The 15,847-nt window shown below is 63.5% G+C and carries 11 protein-coding genes; 4 read left to right on the plus strand and 7 right to left on the minus strand.

Annotated features, from left to right (window positions below; genetic code table 11):
• Window positions 1-13: 13 nt before the first annotated feature.
• A complete protein-coding gene (locus AC1AV0_RS06150) occupies window positions 14-1,462 on the minus strand; it encodes a phenylacetate--CoA ligase family protein (protein ID WP_476572144.1) in 1,449 nt (482 codons plus the stop codon).
• A 23-nt stretch (window positions 1,463-1,485) separates the two neighbouring features.
• Window positions 1,486-2,619, minus strand: a complete 1,134-nt coding sequence (locus AC1AV0_RS06155; protein ID WP_476572146.1) for a C45 family autoproteolytic acyltransferase/hydolase — start codon at window positions 2,617-2,619, stop codon at window positions 1,486-1,488.
• Window positions 2,620-2,780: 161 nt separating this feature from the next.
• Between AC1AV0_RS06155 and AC1AV0_RS06160 the strand changes: the two genes are divergently transcribed.
• Window positions 2,781-3,683 carry a LysR family transcriptional regulator gene (locus AC1AV0_RS06160; RefSeq protein WP_476572148.1) on the plus strand — a complete coding sequence of 301 codons (903 nt, stop codon included), beginning with the start codon at window positions 2,781-2,783 and terminating at the stop codon, window positions 3,681-3,683.
• 28 nt (window positions 3,684-3,711) lie between these two features.
• Here the strand turns inward: AC1AV0_RS06160 and AC1AV0_RS06165 are convergent, their stop codons facing one another.
• From AC1AV0_RS06165 to AC1AV0_RS06180, 4 genes are all read right to left on the minus strand, one after another.
• Complete coding sequence (locus AC1AV0_RS06165) at window positions 3,712-6,471, minus strand: ABC transporter ATP-binding protein/permease (RefSeq protein WP_476572150.1); 2,760 nt, start codon at window positions 6,469-6,471, stop codon at window positions 3,712-3,714.
• Window positions 6,472-6,709: 238 nt separating this feature from the next.
• Window positions 6,710-9,040 carry a RelA/SpoT family protein gene (locus AC1AV0_RS06170; RefSeq protein ID WP_476572152.1) on the minus strand — a complete coding sequence of 777 codons (2,331 nt, stop codon included), beginning with the start codon at window positions 9,038-9,040 and terminating at the stop codon, window positions 6,710-6,712.
• Window positions 9,041-9,114: 74 nt separating this feature from the next.
• Window positions 9,115-9,594: a dUTP diphosphatase gene (dut, locus tag AC1AV0_RS06175; RefSeq protein WP_476572154.1), complete on the minus strand. Its 480-nt coding sequence runs from the start codon at window positions 9,592-9,594 to the stop codon at window positions 9,115-9,117.
• The gene (locus AC1AV0_RS06180; RefSeq protein ID WP_476572156.1) at window positions 9,594-9,887 is read right to left on the minus strand and encodes a DUF4193 domain-containing protein; all 294 of its coding nucleotides are present in this window, start codon (window positions 9,885-9,887) and stop codon (window positions 9,594-9,596) included. Before AC1AV0_RS06180 ends, dut begins: the two co-directional genes overlap by 1 nt.
• A 155-nt stretch (window positions 9,888-10,042) precedes the next feature.
• On the opposite strand from AC1AV0_RS06180, the gene sepH reads away from it, so the two are divergent.
• Window positions 10,043-11,134, plus strand: a complete 1,092-nt coding sequence (gene sepH / locus AC1AV0_RS06185; RefSeq protein ID WP_476572158.1) for a septation protein SepH — start codon at window positions 10,043-10,045, stop codon at window positions 11,132-11,134.
• 52 nt (window positions 11,135-11,186) lie between these two features.
• On the opposite strand, the gene AC1AV0_RS06190 is transcribed toward sepH, so the two are convergent.
• Window positions 11,187-12,521: an alkaline phosphatase family protein gene (locus AC1AV0_RS06190; protein ID WP_476572160.1), complete on the minus strand. Its 1,335-nt coding sequence runs from the start codon at window positions 12,519-12,521 to the stop codon at window positions 11,187-11,189.
• A gap of 136 nt (window positions 12,522-12,657) precedes the next feature.
• On the opposite strand from AC1AV0_RS06190, the gene AC1AV0_RS06195 reads away from it, so the two are divergent.
• Together AC1AV0_RS06195 and AC1AV0_RS06200 are read left to right on the plus strand one after the other, a co-directional pair.
• Window positions 12,658-15,381 (plus strand): DNA gyrase/topoisomerase IV subunit A, encoded by a 2,724-nt coding sequence (locus AC1AV0_RS06195; protein WP_476572162.1) that lies wholly within the window; start codon window positions 12,658-12,660, stop codon window positions 15,379-15,381.
• A gap of 87 nt (window positions 15,382-15,468) precedes the next feature.
• Complete coding sequence (locus AC1AV0_RS06200) at window positions 15,469-15,834, plus strand: VOC family protein (RefSeq protein ID WP_476572164.1); 366 nt, start codon at window positions 15,469-15,471, stop codon at window positions 15,832-15,834.
• The last annotated feature ends 13 nt before the right edge of the window (window positions 15,835-15,847 follow it).

The following is a 15,847-nucleotide window of genomic DNA, read 5'->3' on the forward strand; positions in this document are numbered from 1 at the left end:
GCTCCTCGTGTGGTCAGACGGCTTTCTCAACGGCTGCGGCTTCGCATCGGCAGGTGACAACCAAGCGTTTCTTGCCGGTGCGCGGGTCCGGTTCGATGCGGTCCACGAATTCGATGCCGAAGGCGATGTGGTCGAGATGTTTGGCATGCAGAATCCGACGCATCTGCTCGGTGACCTGCGTGCGGATGGCGTTCTCGTCGGAGTCGGGGTGGCGTTCGGCGCACATGGCGAAGGATTCGTCGCCGGTTTTCGCGAACTGGTAGTCCAGCAGACCGTCCACGCAGAAGCCTTCGATGGCCAGCGGATGCAGGAATTCCTTGCCTCCGCGCCCGTCGTTGAACCACAACATGTCCTCGTTGCGGCTGAGCAGCACGCGTGCGCGGGTGAAGGGGAACCGGCGGCGCGCACGGCCGGAACCGACGGAATCAGCTGAACCGACGACCCGGCTCGCCCCATTCTCATCCCCGCTCTCGCCCTCGTCGACCAGTCGGAGTCTGTCGGAGATGCGGTAGCGGATCAGCGGTTGGGTGAGGTTGGTGAGCGAGGTGAGGTACATCTGCCCGTCATCCACTTCGATCAGATTCATATCGTCGAACAGCAGCATGCCGTCCTCCGGGTCGCCTTCAACGCCCAACGCCAGGGATTCGCTGGCACCGTAGAAGTTGACCACCGCGCAGCCGAATGCGTCGACGATCTGCGCGCGCAGGCCGGGGTCCAACGGCTCGCCGCAGGAGACGACCCGCTCGGGATGGATGTGGATATGCCCTTCGCCGGCCAGCCGCAGCAGGATTTTGATGGCGGAGGGGTATCCGATGATCACGGTGGGGTTGAATTCGTTGATATTCGTTATCCATTGGTCCAGCGGCATATTGATGTCGAGCTGCAGTTGGGCGAGCCCCAGATCGTCGATGCCGTCGCCCACGGCCAGCACGCCGCCGTAACGGCCGTCGGTGGCGGCGATGAAGGCGACACGCGGGCGCTTGAGTAGAAAGCGGACCACCCACGGCAGGCTCCGATTCCACAACGCGCCGCGGGTGATGGCCGCCAGCATACGCTTCCATGCGGCATCGTCGTAGACGAAGTATCCGGGTTTTCCGGTGCTGCCCGAGGAGTGCACCACATGGTAGCGCCCCAGATAGGTGGCGGCGCGGTCGGTATTGCTTGCATCGAATTCGCGCAGATCGTCCAGTCTGAGCGCGGGATTGGTGACCAGCGTGTCGAAATGTTCCATCACCTCGCGTTTGTCGGTGATGGGCAGTCGGTTCAGGGCGATGGTGTTCAGGTCGTCACGGCTGATTCCGGCGGCGGCGAAGCGGCTGCGGTAGTAGGGCGAGTGGTCCCAGGCGTGGTGGAGCAAGCGCCGCAGCATGCGGTTCTGCAGTCGGCTGATGCGCCGGCGCGGGAGTGCGGCGCGGGCGTGGGCGGCGACGAATCCGCCGACCAGTGAGAGGTTGGGAATCATGGGGTTCCTTTCCGTGCTGTCTGTCATAGGGCGACGGTGAAGCTGTGTGTGTAGTCCTCGCGGTGGTAGTAGCGGGCGGTGTGTTCGTTCAGGTTGTAGACGACGCTCCATTCGGTGGATGAGAATCCGCCGAAATTGTCTTTGCTTACGCTGTCGAGCGCGTCGCGCATGTCGGCGGCGCTCATCCGCAGGGTGTTCTCCAACGTGGAGGTCAGCAGATCGTAGCGTTGGTGGGATTCCTCGGTGCCGATGCCCTGTTTGTCGCCGTCGGCGAGATAGAAGTTCGTCAGCACGGGGGTCTCGACCACCACCATCTCGTCGTCGACGTATTCGACGGCGACGCTGTTGCCGTCGGCGTCGGCGATGGCCAAGTGGATCATCATGCCCATCGAGGAGTGCAGATTGTGGGAGCGCAGCAGGGCCAGCGCCTCGTCCACATCCGCGGCCTGGTTGAGCAGCAGCCGGATCGCCGTGGTGGTGGTCAGGTCGGGGTTGTCGGTGTTCTGGTCGATGGTGGCGGAATCCTGAATCATGTTCACCGAAACGGCGAGTCCCCGTTCATTCACGCCGTCCAACGGCGCGTACAACGCGGCGATGATGCGCGCCCCGTCCGACATCCGGGAGAGCATGCCGTCCGAGCCTTGGTCGAGGAAGTCCATATTCACAGTGGAGATAGAGGCGTACGCGTCGTCGGGGTGGGATTCGACGATCATGGCCCGCACGTTCTCCCAATCGAAGTTGCGGCCGAACAGCCAATCGCCGTCATCGCTTTGGGCGGCGATGGTGCTGCATCCGAACAGGCTGCCCAGCAGCGAGCCGATGACCTCGCCGTCGAGCATGTCGCCCGCCAGATAGTCCACCACACCCGCATCGGATGATGCGCCGCCCCGCGCGAGGAACCGGGAAAATCCGTCGTCCCCGGAGAAGCGCGCCGTGTCCAATCCGTCGCTCAGAGTCGTCACGACGTCGTCGACGGGCGTCACATTCACGGTCGTCTCGTCATGTAGACCGCCGCTCAGGATTGTGGACTCCCTCTCCTTGGGAATGGCCTCCGTTCCGGTGCCGTCGGCGGAGGCGCAGCCGGCGGATGCCATCAGCGAGATGGCGGCCGCGCCGGCGATCACGGAGCGGACGAATGGGCTGCGATGTCGTGTCATGCGGGCCTTCCCTTCGTGGCGGAACGATGTGGGGTGATGAGCTCACAGGGTAAACGTGCGACAAATCCATAGCAAATGTCTATAATCGATAACAATCCATGCCCACCAAGCATGTGCCGGATATGCCGTCATCCGGCGCTGCGCAACATCAAGGAATCGTTATGAATCTGCGCGTTCTGAGGTATTTCCTCGCCGTCGTCGAAGAGGAGAGCATCACCGGCGCGGCCGACATCCTTATGATCTCCCAGCCCACGCTCTCCCGCCAACTGCGCGAGCTTGAGGAGGAGCTCGGCAAGCAGCTGTTCATCCGTGGCAGCCGAACCATCACCCTCACCCCTGAGGGCGAGCTGCTGCGAGACCGCGCGCAGGAGATCATCGAACTGACGGACCGCACGGGCACGGAGATCTCCACCATGTCGGACCAGATCGCCGGCGATATCTACATCGGCGCGGGCGAAACACATGCCATGCGCATGCTCGGGCAGGTCGCCAACGACCTGCGCGCGCAGCATCCGCGCATCCGCTGCAACCTGTTCAGCGGCAACGCGGTGGCGGTGTCCGAGCAGCTCGACAACGGACTGTTGGATTTCGCCATCGTCTCGATGCCCGCCGACACCGCGAAATACGATTACGTGCAGATCCCCGCCACCGACACATGGGGTCTGCTGATGCGCAAGGACCATCCGCTGGCCTCGCATGAGGCGATCACCCCGGCCGATCTCGACGATCTGCCTGTGTTCATCTCATCCCAGCCGAAGGTGTCCAACGAATTGTCCGGATGGCGCGGGGTCGACGCCGACCGTCTCAATATCATCGGCACCTACAATCTGCTGTATAACGCGGCGATGATGGTAAGCGAGGGATTCGGCAGCGCGCTGTGCTTCGACAAAATCGTCGACACCTCCGCCGACAGCGACCTGTGCTTCCGCCCGCTCAACCCCAGGCTCGACGTGCGGCATGCGCTGATCTGGAAAAACTCACGCACCCTGTCGCGGCCGGCCGCGGCTTTCCTCGACGCATTGCGCACCAGACTGGCGGATATGGGCGACACGTTCAGCCTGTGACTCCGACTGCCGGACGTGCGCCTTCCACCTACTCCGTGCGCAACGCGGTGGCGGGATCCTGCTTGGCGGCCTTGCGCGAGGGGATGATGCCGCCGATCAGGGTGAGCACGATGCTCAACACCACCAGCACCGCGCCGGCGACCGGGTTGAGCGCGGCGTTCACCTCGTTCGTCTCCATGAAGTAGTGCAGAATCGAATTGATGGGGAAATTCAGCAGCACGGTGATGCCAACGCCCAACAGGCCGGAGCAGAGGCCGATGATGCCTGTCTCCGCGTTGAACACCTGCGAGACGTTGTGCTTCGAAGCGCCCATGGCGCGCAGGATACCGATCTCCTTGGTGCGTTCCAGCACCGAAATGTAGGTGATGATGCCGATCATGATCGACGAGACGACCAGCGACACCGACACGAACGCGATCAGCACGTAGGAGATCACGTTGACGATGGTGGTCACCGAGCTCATGAGCAGGCCCACGTAGTCGGTGTAGGTGATCTGGTCGTTCTCGTCGGCCGAGGCGTTGTAGTTCTCGATGGCCTGCGAGATGCCGTCCTTGGATTCGAAACTGTCGGCGTAGATGTTGATGGCGCTGGGCGCGTCACGGCTGACCACGCCAAACGCGGCGAGGTTGTCGTCGTAGGAGCCGGTGGAGATGTAGCGGTCGTAAAGCGCCACAAGCACGTCGTCGCCCGCGCCGTCCAGATATTGGTCGAAGCTGTCGGCGATCTGCTGTTCGCTCATCGCGGCCAGCTGTTCGGCGTCCATGGAGGAGGCCATCAGCGTGCGCGCCATGCTCGCCTTGTCGCTCACACCCAGCGAGGCCACGTAGGTGCGCGCATCTTGGGCTTTGGCGGCGTCGTCGGCCGGGGAGAACTCCAACCCGTTGAGCACGCTGTGCTCGGAGTCGGCCCGCTGTTCGGTGACGATGGCGCTGGCGTCGGTGTGGCCGATGAGGTCGTTGGTCAGCGCCCGCGTATAGCCGATGCCGGGGCTGAGCAGCGTGGTCTGCGCGTCCTCGACGGGCTTGACCACGCCAACAATCCGCAGTGAGGTGCCGGTGCCGGAGTCGACAAGCCGTGTGATCTCGTCCGCGTCGTCGCCGACGTAGCTCCAGTGGCCGGAATCGTCCTTGACGTACTGGTCGCATGCGGGGATCAGGGTAAGTGTCTGGTCGAGCGCGGTCGCATAGTCGAGTTTGTCGGTGGAGGTGCTGACTTCCTCGTCGGAGTTGAGCTGATCCATCATCGTCTGGTAGTCGCTGGCGGGCAGCAGACCGAGCTCGTAGAGGGTGGTCAGCGGAATCTCGTTGCGTTCGTCGAGCACAAGCACCACTTCGTCGGCGCCGGTGGGCCATGCGCCGTCGACCACCTCGTAGTTGTCGGTAACGACCTTGCTGATCAGCGTGGAATCGTCCGCGCCGGGCATGATCTCGTTGAACGAGCTCGGGGCCGCATTCTCCTCCGTCTGCCCGGTCAGCATCGCCATGGAACTCGTCGACGATGTTGGGGTGCTGGTGGCCATCTGCGCGGCCATCGAGTCGTTCGAGGCGCTCTGGCCCACGGTCACGCCGTCCGCGTTCACCAACGTGCCGTCGGGGTCGTGCGTGTAGGCGGAGAACTTCACGTTATACGAGTATTGGATGCCATTGCTTCCCACATACTGGTGGATTTCGCTGTCGGGGTCGTCGAGGTAGTCCTTGAACGCGGTCAGATTGTTCTCGCTGATGGAGGTGGTGAGCGTGGAGGCCCGCTGGATGCTGGAATCGTCCGGGTAGATGCCGTCGCTGGCATGGCCGGAGTCCTCCTCGCCGCCGCCCGCCATGGCGCTTTGGCTCATCAGACTGCTCAGATCGATGGATTGCTCCTCGATGGTGATGGGATACGAGGTCATCGTCTCACGTTGGATGTCGTCGATGTACGTGTTCACGCCGTTCGAAACCGACATGATGAGCGCGATGCCGATGATGCCGATGGATCCGGCGAAGGAGGTGAGGAAAGTGCGCGCCTTCTTGGTGCCGAGGTTGTTCAGGCTGAGCGACAGGGCCGTGGCGAAACTCATCGCGGCCTTGCCCATGGTGCGGTGCACCGGTTCGCCCGCCTGCTGTTGGGCGATTTCGAAGGGGTCGGAGTCGCTGCGGATCGACCCGTCGCGCAGTTCCACGATGCGGGTGGCATACTCCTGCGCGAGTTCGGGATTATGCGTGACCATGACGACGAGACGGTCCTTGGCCACCTCTTTGAGCAGGTCCATGATCTGCACGGAGGTGTCCGAGTCGAGCGCGCCGGTCGGCTCGTCGGCCAATACGATGTCGGGATCGTTGACTAAGGCGCGGGCGATGGCCACGCGCTGCATCTGCCCGCCGGAAAGCTGGTTGGGCTTCTTGTTGATATGCTCGCCGAGGCCGACTTGTTTAAGCGCGCGGCGGGCGCGGCGGCGGCGCTTCGACTTCGAGACGCCGGAGATGGTCAGCGCGAGCTCCACATTCGACAGGATGGTCTGGTGCGGGATGAGGTTGTAGCTTTGGAACACGAAGCCGATCGTGTGGTTGCGATAGGAGTCCCAGTCGCGGTCTTTGTACTGTTTGGTGGAAGTGCCGTTGATCACGAGGTCGCCGTCGTCGTAACGGTCGAGGCCGCCGATGATGTTGAGCAGCGTGGTTTTGCCGGATCCGGAGGGTCCGAGGATGGCCACGAACTCGTTGTCGCGCAGGTTCAGGCTGACGCCGTCCAGGGCCTTCTGCGTGAAATCGCCGACTCGGTATTGTTTGGAAATGGACTTGATCTGCAGCACGAGTTCCTCCTTGGGCCTAAGGCTGAGAATACCAAATGGCGTCGTGCCCGTTCTTCGCCGCGGGCATATTCACACAAAGACGGTTGGACTGTCTATCCGTGCGACCTTTTCTTACACACCCGCGCACATCCGCACAACACGAGTCTGGCGGGATTCCAACGAAACAACGCCTCGACTGTTCGTTTCGGTCGTGTTTGAGGGTCGCACGGCGCGACTCAGACGTTTCGCACGTGCGTCGTCATCCCTGCATCTTACGCAGTCGGGGCTCGGCGGAGTCCTTGGCACCGGTGATGCGGTACACATCGAACACGCCTTCGATTTTGCGCACCGCGGCCAGCAGGGTGTTCAGATGCTGCGGATCGGCCATTTCGAAACTGAACTGGCTGATGGCCACACGATCGGAGCCCGTGGAGATCGAACCCGAGATGATGTTCACGCCGTGGTCGGCCAGCACGCGGGTCACGTCGCTCAGCAGATTGCGGCGGTCCAAGGCCTCGATCTGGATTTTGACCATGAACACGCCCTTGGTGCTGGTCCATTCCACCTCGATCACACGTTCCGGCTGGCGTTCCTGCAGGTCGATCATGTTCTGGCAGTCGCAGCGGTGCACGGACACGCCCTGGTTGCGGGTGATGAAACCGATGATCTGGTCGCCCGGAACCGGCATGCAGCAGCGCGCGAGCTTGACCCACACGTCGCCCACGCCCTTGACGGATACGCCCGTGGAGCTGGTGGTGGACCGGCGCTCCACCGGCTTGAGCGGCAGGGCCTCCTGCTCCACCTCCTCGTCCACCTCATCGGCGCCCGCATCCTTGATGAGGTGGGAGATCACGTTCTGCGTGGAGACCTGTCCCTCGCCGATGGCGGCGAACACCGCGTCGGCGTTCGCGAAGTTGAGGTCGTCGGCGATGCCGACCAGCGCTTCGGTGGTCAGCAGCGTGTTAATCGGCAGATTGCGCTTGCGCATGGCGCGCACCAGCTCGTCGCGCCCCTCCTCAATCGCCTCGGATCGGCGTTCCTTGCTGAACCACTGGCGGATCTTGTTGCGGGCCTTCGGGCTTTTCACAAAGCTCAGCCAGTCGCGCGAAGGGCCTGCCGCATCCGACTTGGAGGTAAGCACCTCGACGGTGTCGCCATTCTCCAGCTTGGTGTCGAGCGGCACCAAGCGTCCGTTGACGCGCGCGCCCATGGTGCGGTGGCCGACCTCCGTGTGCACGGAGTAGGCGAAATCGACCGGAGTGGCGTCCGCCGGCAGCGAGACGATCTTGCCTTTCGGCGTGAACACGTAGACCTCGGCAGCGCCGAGATCCTCTTTCAGCGAGCCGAGGAACTCGTTGGAATCCGGGGTTTCCGACGTCCAATCGGCGAGCTGCTGAATCCACTTGAGGTTGTCGGCCTCGCTCAGCTCCTGCGTTTCGACGTTCTCGCGTTGGCGGTCGGCTTTGTCCGGCGAGCTGAGCGCGCGTCCGGCCTGGCCGTTCGCCTTGTACTTCCAGTGCGCGGCGATGCCGAACTCCGCGCGGCGATGCATATCCCACGTGCGGATCTGGATTTCGACCGGCTTGCCGCCCAGGCCCACCACCGTCGTGTGCAGCGACTGGTACATGTTGAGCTTGGGCATGGCGATGTAGTCTTTGAAGCGGCCCGGAACCGGGTTCCACCGCGCGTGCACGGCACCCAGCGCCGCGTAGCAGTCCTGAATCGTGTCGACGATGATGCGCACGCCGACCAGATCGTAGATGTTGGAGAAATCGTGGCCGCGCACGATCATCTTCTGATAGATCGAGAAGTAGTCCTTCGGGCGGCCGGTCACATAGCCGCTGATGTTCTGCTCGTCGAGATCCTCGTTGATCTCGGCCAGAATCTGCTTGAGGTACACATCCCGCTGTCCGGCGCGACGCGCCACCAGCACCACGATCTCGTTGTAGATCTTCGGATAGAGGACTTTGAAGCTCAGCTCCTCCAGCTCGGTTTTGATGGCGTTCATGCCGAGCCTGTTGGCCAGCGGCGCGTACACATCGAGCGTTTCGCGCGCCTTCTTCTGCGCGCTGGAGGTTTTCACATAACGCCAGGTGCGCGCGTTGTGCACGCGGTCGGCGAGCTTGACGACCAGCACGCGCACGTCGCGGCTCATGGCCACCACCATTTTGCGGATGGTCTCCGCCTGGGCGGAATCGCCGTACTCCATTTTGCTCAGCTTGGTGACGCCGTCGACCAGACCGGTGATGGTGTCGCCGAATTCCGCGCGGCACTCCTCCAGCGTGTAGTCGGTGTCCTCCACCGTGTCGTGCAGCAGGCCCGCGGCCACGACGATCGGCCCCATGCCCAGGTCGGCGAGGATCTGGGAGACTGCCAGCGGGTGGATGATGTACGGTTCGCCGGATTTGCGGCGTTGGAGGGAATGCTGGACGACGGCGCGGCGGTACGCGCGTTCGAGGACCGACATGTCCTCGTCGGGGTGGTGCGCCTGGCATACCTTCAGAATCGGTTCCAGCGGATTGAGCGGATCGGCGCTGATCTCGCAACCCAGCATGCGGGCGGCATACTGCTCTCCGGTCTCCTCGGCCATACCAGTCACCTCCCTCGTACGTTTTGAAACCATAGTACGCGCATTCGCGTCCCGTACCACGCCGTCGCGCGATGTCAGTCCGTCGACACTCCCGTCGAGCCGAAGCCACGTTCGGCGCGGTCCGATCCGGGCAACGTCTGGGCTTCGACGAACCGGGCTTCGACATAGCGCTGGATCACCAGCTGCGCGATGCGGTCGCCGGGCTGGAACACCGCGGTATGCTCGGGGTCGAGATTGATCAGCGGCACTTTGATTTCGCCGCGGTAGCCCGCGTCCACGGTGCCGGGCGCGTTGAGCACGGTCACGCCCTGTTTGACGGCCAGACCGCTGCGCGGGTGGACGAGCGCCACATAGCCCGCGGGCAGGGCGATCGCCACGCCGGTGGGCACCAGCGCGCGCTCGAAGGGCTTGAGTTCGACCCGAACCGTGGTGATGAGGTCGGCGCCGGCATCGCCCGCGTGCGCGTAATGCAGCTGCGCGGGATGCTCCGGATCGAGCGATTTGACAAGAACCTCGGTGTTTTCCGGCTCGTTGTAGGCCACATCGAAGGTCATCAGGCGGCGCACTCCTCGCACACCGGCTGTCCGTCGGCGTCCATGGTCGCCAACTGGCTGCGGTGCTTGACCAAGAAGCACTGCGAGCAGATGAACTCGTCGCCCTGCATCGGAATCACGGTCACCGAGGAATCCTCGTTGCTCAGGTCGGCACCCGGCAGCTCGTAATCCTCAGCGAGGGCGTTCTCGTCGTCGTCGATGTCACTCGACGAGCTCTGGGCGCTTTTGCCCAAAGCCTGCAGCGACTCCTCATCCTCGTCCTTGTTGCGGGGAGAATCATAATCCTGTGCCATTATGGTTCCTTTCATCGGTTCCGACGCGGCTGAGCGCCGAAACAAAACACGCCTTTACTCGCCCATAGGATACACGATTTGAAATACTCGTAAAGTTCGACACGTGGGGCATACTTGAAGAAGTAATGTCTCAATGGACGGAAAGTGGTGCACCTATGCCCCAGGATCGGCTTGAAGAAGCCCGCTTCGATCACGTTGGAGAAACGGGCGAACTCGTGTTCTCCTCAGGCGGACAACTATTCGCCGTCACGGTGGACGATGCCCTGGAACGCGCCATTCTCGAGGCCAAGCAGCTTGTCAGCGAGCGTCAGCAGAATCGTCAGCAGCCTCGACAGCAGACCGCGCTTCCCATCTCGCAGATTCAGTCGTTGATTCGCGCGGGCGCCGATCCGACGCGCGTGGCGGAACGCTACGAGCTGAGCGCGGCATTGGTTCGCCGTTTCTCCGCGTCCGTGGAAACCGAGAAACAATACGCCATCGAACAGTTCCTCAGCGTTCCCGCTCCCAAGGAAAGCAAGGTGCGCACCCTTTCCGAACTGGTGGAACGCACTCTGGCCTCGGTTGGCATCGGCATGGAATCGGTCTCCTGGAAGGCCACCCGACGCGGTCTGGAGCCCTGGCACATCACCGCGCAGTTCTCCACCGCCGGACGCACCGCCAAAGCCGAGTGGACTTGGGATATGCACGACAATTCCGTCGTCAGTCTGAACAACACGGCCCGCAAGCTGCTGGGCGAGCAGAATCTGAACGCTTCCGCCGAGGCCGGTGCCGACGCGCCGGCACCGGCGCTGCCGGGCAACTCCGTGCGCTCGGCCCGCATCGAACGGACCGTCTCCGCGTGGAACACGCCCGAACCGACGTTGCCGGCGGCACGGCCTGAAACCCGCCAGCCGTCCGTCTCCCCCATCGAGCGGCCTATGGCCGCAGCCGTGGCGAATCCGACGGTCGAAACGGATGAGACCGAACCGCCTCAGCAGTATCCGGGCGGACTTACTCAGCCGGATATCATGCAGACTTTGGCGGAGATCTCCAATGAGGACGCCACGCACGAAACCGCCCAGACGGACACCCCATCGACCCCCATCCCGGATTCCTCCGCCGTGGCGAATGGTGCCGCTGTGTCGAATGGCTCCGCCTTCGCCGCCGCAGAAACGACGGAGCAGACGCCTGCCGCCGGCAAAGCCGCCAAACGCAAGTCCGGACGTTCCGCCGTGCCCAGCTGGGACGAAATCCTGTTCGGCGACTGAACCGGCCCCGGCTATCGCCATCCTCTCGGCGGCGTAGGCGAAGCGAATCCGCTCACACCACGTCGATCAGGCAGGGAATATCCATTTCCAAGCGCGTCTGCGAGCCGTGAACGCTGGGCAGGCGTGTGGCCTTCTCCGACTGCGAGCGCGAATCGACGATGGTGACCGAGCCCGTGGCCTGCACGAGCACGTCGCCGATCATGGGCAGCACACGCGCGTCCACCGTTCCATACATGCCCTGTTCGATGGCTTGCGTTTTGGTGCGCACCAAAGCCTTGCTTCCCAGCGATTGCGTCCACCGTTCAGCCAGTTCCTCGGCGGAGGTGTTCCGGTCCGCGTACAGCATCACCGAACGCGGCTCTCCCCCGACGAGTTCCACGCCTTGGGCCAGCTGTGGATTCTCGGCGATGTCGATGCGTTCGGCGGGATCGGCGGTGACCATGCCGTGGTCGGCGGTGACCAGTATCAGCGTGCCGGCGGGCGCGCTGCGCCGCAGCAGTCCCAGTTGCGCGTCGATGCGTTCGAAGGTGGCGATCCACTGGTCGGAGTCCCAACCATAGTTGTGCCCCACTTTGTCGGCGTCGCGGATGTACAGGTAGCTCAGGCCGGGGGTTGCGGCGGCCTTGCAGGCGGCGAGTACGCGGTCGCGCGGGGTCACGCCGCCGATGTAGTCGGAGCCGCGCAGCGCGGCCTGGGTGAGCGGCGAGTTGGCGAATTTGGGCAGGCCGGAGCTGGTGACGCGCACGCCGCATTCCCGAAGACTTTCGAATATGGTGGGTTGGCGTTGCAGGTCGGTGGGTTCCAACGCCTCCTTGAATTGGATGAGCTGGCTGAGCTGGCCGGTGTTCGGATTCTTCTGCGTGTAGCCGGTCATGCCGGTCAGTCCCGGGCAGGTGCCGGTGCCGAAGGTGGCCATTGCGGCGACCGTGGTGCTGGGCGCGCATGTGGAGATGGGGCGCTGGTTGGCGGAGTCGTTCATCAGCGAACGCAATGTGGGCGCGTGGCCCAGTCTCATGGCGATGTTCCAGTAGCCCAATCCGTCCACCAACACGACGATGGCGGATTTCACATCGGGCAGGCCCAACGCGGCTTGCAGGCGGCGCGGGTCGGAGTGCACCGCGGTGGCGATGGGGTGTCCAATGGCCGAGGATACGGCGGGCAGCAGCGACGACAGATGCAGCGCGCCGCCGCGGGATTCGTCTTGGACAGCCCCGCGTGACTCGTTTGATAGCGCATTTGACGGCGCGTTTGCCAACTCATGTGACGGCCCATGTGACGACGTATTGGAGGTGTCCCCCCGCCCGTCGCCATGCGGCGACGCATCCCCATATTGCGCGGTGGGCACCAAACGCAATAATTCTTCCATTTCCGGCACTTCGACGCTCATAATCTCACATTCAAGCACAACGACTTCTCAGAAGTGCCTTTCGCGGAGCCTTTCGGACACCCCGTTTTCGCCGATTCTCGGCTTTGGGACATGTTGACGGTATTATGGGGCGGTTGTTCGAACTGAGGGAGCGCATATGGCATCACGCAAACCGGCCCAGCCGGCCTATGACCCGCGTACGGTCAAGGAGCATATCGTCGAAACGCCGTTGAACGAGGAGATGAGCAAATCGTTCCTCGAATACGCGTATTCGGTGATCTACGCGCGTGCATTGCCCGACGCCCGCGACGGCATGAAGCCGGTGCAGCGACGCATCGTCTATCAGATGGGCCAGATGAACCTCACTCCGGACCGTCCGTACATGAAGTCCGCCCGTGTGGTCGGCGAGGTGATGGGTAAGCTCCATCCGCACGGCGATTCCGCGATCTACGAGGCCATGGTGCGTCTGGCGCAACCTTTCGCCATGCGTCTGCCCTTGGTGGATGGCCATGGCAATTTCGGATCCCTTGACGACGGCCCCGCGGCATCACGTTACACCGAGGCCCGCCTGGGACCGGCGGCGTTGGGCATGAACGCCGACATCGACGAAGACACCGTCGATTTCACACCGAACTACGACAACAAGCTCAAAGAGCCGACCGTGCTGCCGGCGGCGATCCCGAATCTGCTGGTCAACGGCGGTTCGGGCATCGCGGTGGGTATGGCCACGAATCTCGCCACGCATAATCTCGGCGAGGTGGTGTCGGCCGCGAAGTATCTGATGACGAATCCGGACGCCTCCCTTGAGGAGCTGATGCGGCGCGTGCCGGGACCGGATTGGCCGGGCGGCGGCATCATCATCGGCCGCGACGGCATTCGCGAGGCGTATGCGACGGGCCGTGGCACGCTGACCACGCGCGCCGCCACACATGTCGAAAACGTGACCGCCCGCAAGAAGGCGATCGTCGTGACCGAACTGCCCTATATGGTGGGACCGGAGAAGGTGCTGGAGCGCATCTCCGACGGTGTGAAGAACCGCAAGCTGGAGGGCATCTCCGGCGCGATCGATCTGACGGACCGTCATAACGGCACACGCATCGTCATCGAGATCAAAACCGGATTCGACCCGCATGCAGTGTTGGTGCAGCTGTTCAAGCACACGCCTTTGCAAGACAACTTCGCCATCAACAATGTGGCGCTGGTCGAGGGCCGCCCGCACACCATGGGCTTGAAGGAGATGCTCCAGGTGTGGATCGACCACCGTCGCGTGGTGATCCGCAGGCGTAGCGAATACCGCCGCAAGAAGGCGCTGGAACGCCTGCATTTGGTCGACGGTTTGCTGCTCGCCATGGTCGACATCGACGAGGTCATCCAGGTGATCCGCTCCTCCGACGACGCGGACGCCGCCAAAACACGCCTGATGGCCGTGTTCGACCTCGATGAGATCCAGGCCCAGTACATTCTCGACCTGCGTCTGCGCCGACTGACCCGTATGAGCCGCATCGAGCTCGAGGCCGAGCGTGACGAGTTGAAGCGCCGCATCGAAGAACTCGACCGCATCCTCTCCTCCGAGGCGGAGCTGGACGCCGTGGTGGTGCGTGAGATGGACGAGGCCGCCGCCAAATACGGTTCGCCGCGCCGCACGGTGCTGTTGGACGCGGGTGAGGACGGCGCGTTGGCACCGGTGCAAATCGAGGGCGATTCCAGCGTGTCCTTGTCCGCGATGGAGGCCGTGCGTTCGGCGCAGACCGTGTCGTCCGCGGCCGCCGATGTGGAGGCCGCCGCGCAGGCCGCGAAGAAGAGCGGCGAGGATGCGCTGCTTGCGGGCGCGTTGAAGATCGAGGACGAGCCGTGCGTGGTGATGATGAGCGCCTCCGGCTTGATCGCGCGCACCACACCCAGCGCGATGGACGTGTTCGACACGCGTTCCGCCTCCGATAAGCGTGTGCCCGATGATCAGATCGTTTCCATCTTCCCGACCTCGACCCGCGCATCCTATGGTCTGGTGACCTCAGCGGGCCGTCTGGTGCTGGCGCATGTGGCCGATCTTCCCGCGTTGCCCGCGTCGACCACGCTAGCGTTGACCGGCGGTGTGAAGGCGGATGAGCTGATCGGCATGACCGAAAGCACCGACCCGGTGCCGGGCGAGAAGGTGATCACCGCCATTGCGATGGAGCCGGCGAAGCCGTCTTCCGGCGAGGGTGAAGGTTCCGAAAACGCCGAAGCCTCCTCCGGCGAGACGGCCGCGTTGCCGCCGTTGGCGATCGGCACGCGGGGCGGCGTGGTCAAGCGGTGGAACCGCGAGTCGCCCACCACGATGGATTCGTGGCCGATTATCGACCTGAAGGATGGCGATGTGGCGCTGTTCGCCGCTCCCGCCGAGGATGAGGATCGTCTGGTGTTCATCGCCACGGATTCCTCGCTGCTGACCTTCGAGGCGGCCAATGTGCGTCCACAGGGCCGCACGGCCGGAGGCATGGCCGGCATCCGCTTGGCCGAGGGTGAGCAGGTGGCCGCGTTTAACGTGGTGCCCGCGGGCAAGATCGCTTGGGTGTATGAGGAGGGCGAAAACGGCCTGTCCTCGGCATCCGGCGCGGTGGTGCTGACCGTGGCAGGCGATTCTGAGGCCCTGCCCGGCACCGAGAACGGTGCGGCGAAGATCACACCGTTGGAGATGTATCCGACCAAGGGTCGCGGCACCGGCGGCGTGCGTTCGCAGCGCTTCCTCAAGGGGCAGAACACGCTGATCCTCGCATGGGTGGGCGCCTACCCGCTGCATGCGTCGAGCGAGGGCAACTCCCCCGTCGAACTGCCCAAGCCGGATATGCGCCGCGACGGTTCGGGAACCGACCTCGCCACCCCCATCGCCTTCATCGGCTGACGCGAACCGCGTCGCTTTGGCGAGCCCTATGGATTACAGTGGATGATGACGGCATCGCGGCCGTCATCATCCAAGGAGGGTAATGCCATGATCGATCATCTGACCATCACCGTGAAGGATTTCGAAGGCGAGGTCGCCTTCTACGATGCGGCGTTGGAGCCGTTGGGATACGCACGCGGCGTGGCGTTCCCCGGCGTGCAGCAGTTCGCCCATGCGGACGGCTCCAGCGTGTTCGTATCGACGGCGAAGGAAGGTGCCGACGTCGTGCCGATGCACGTGGCCTTCCAAGCGCCCGATACCGATGCGGTCGCGGCCTTCCATGCGGCCGGTTTGGCGAACGGCGGCACCGACAACGGCGAGCCCGGCCCGCGCCCGCATTACGGCCCGAACTATTACGCGGCCTTCGTGCATGATCCCGAAGGCAACAACATCGAAGCCATGATCAATTCCTGAATCACTAAGACGT

Source organism: Bifidobacterium sp. LH_558, assembly GCF_056356295.1.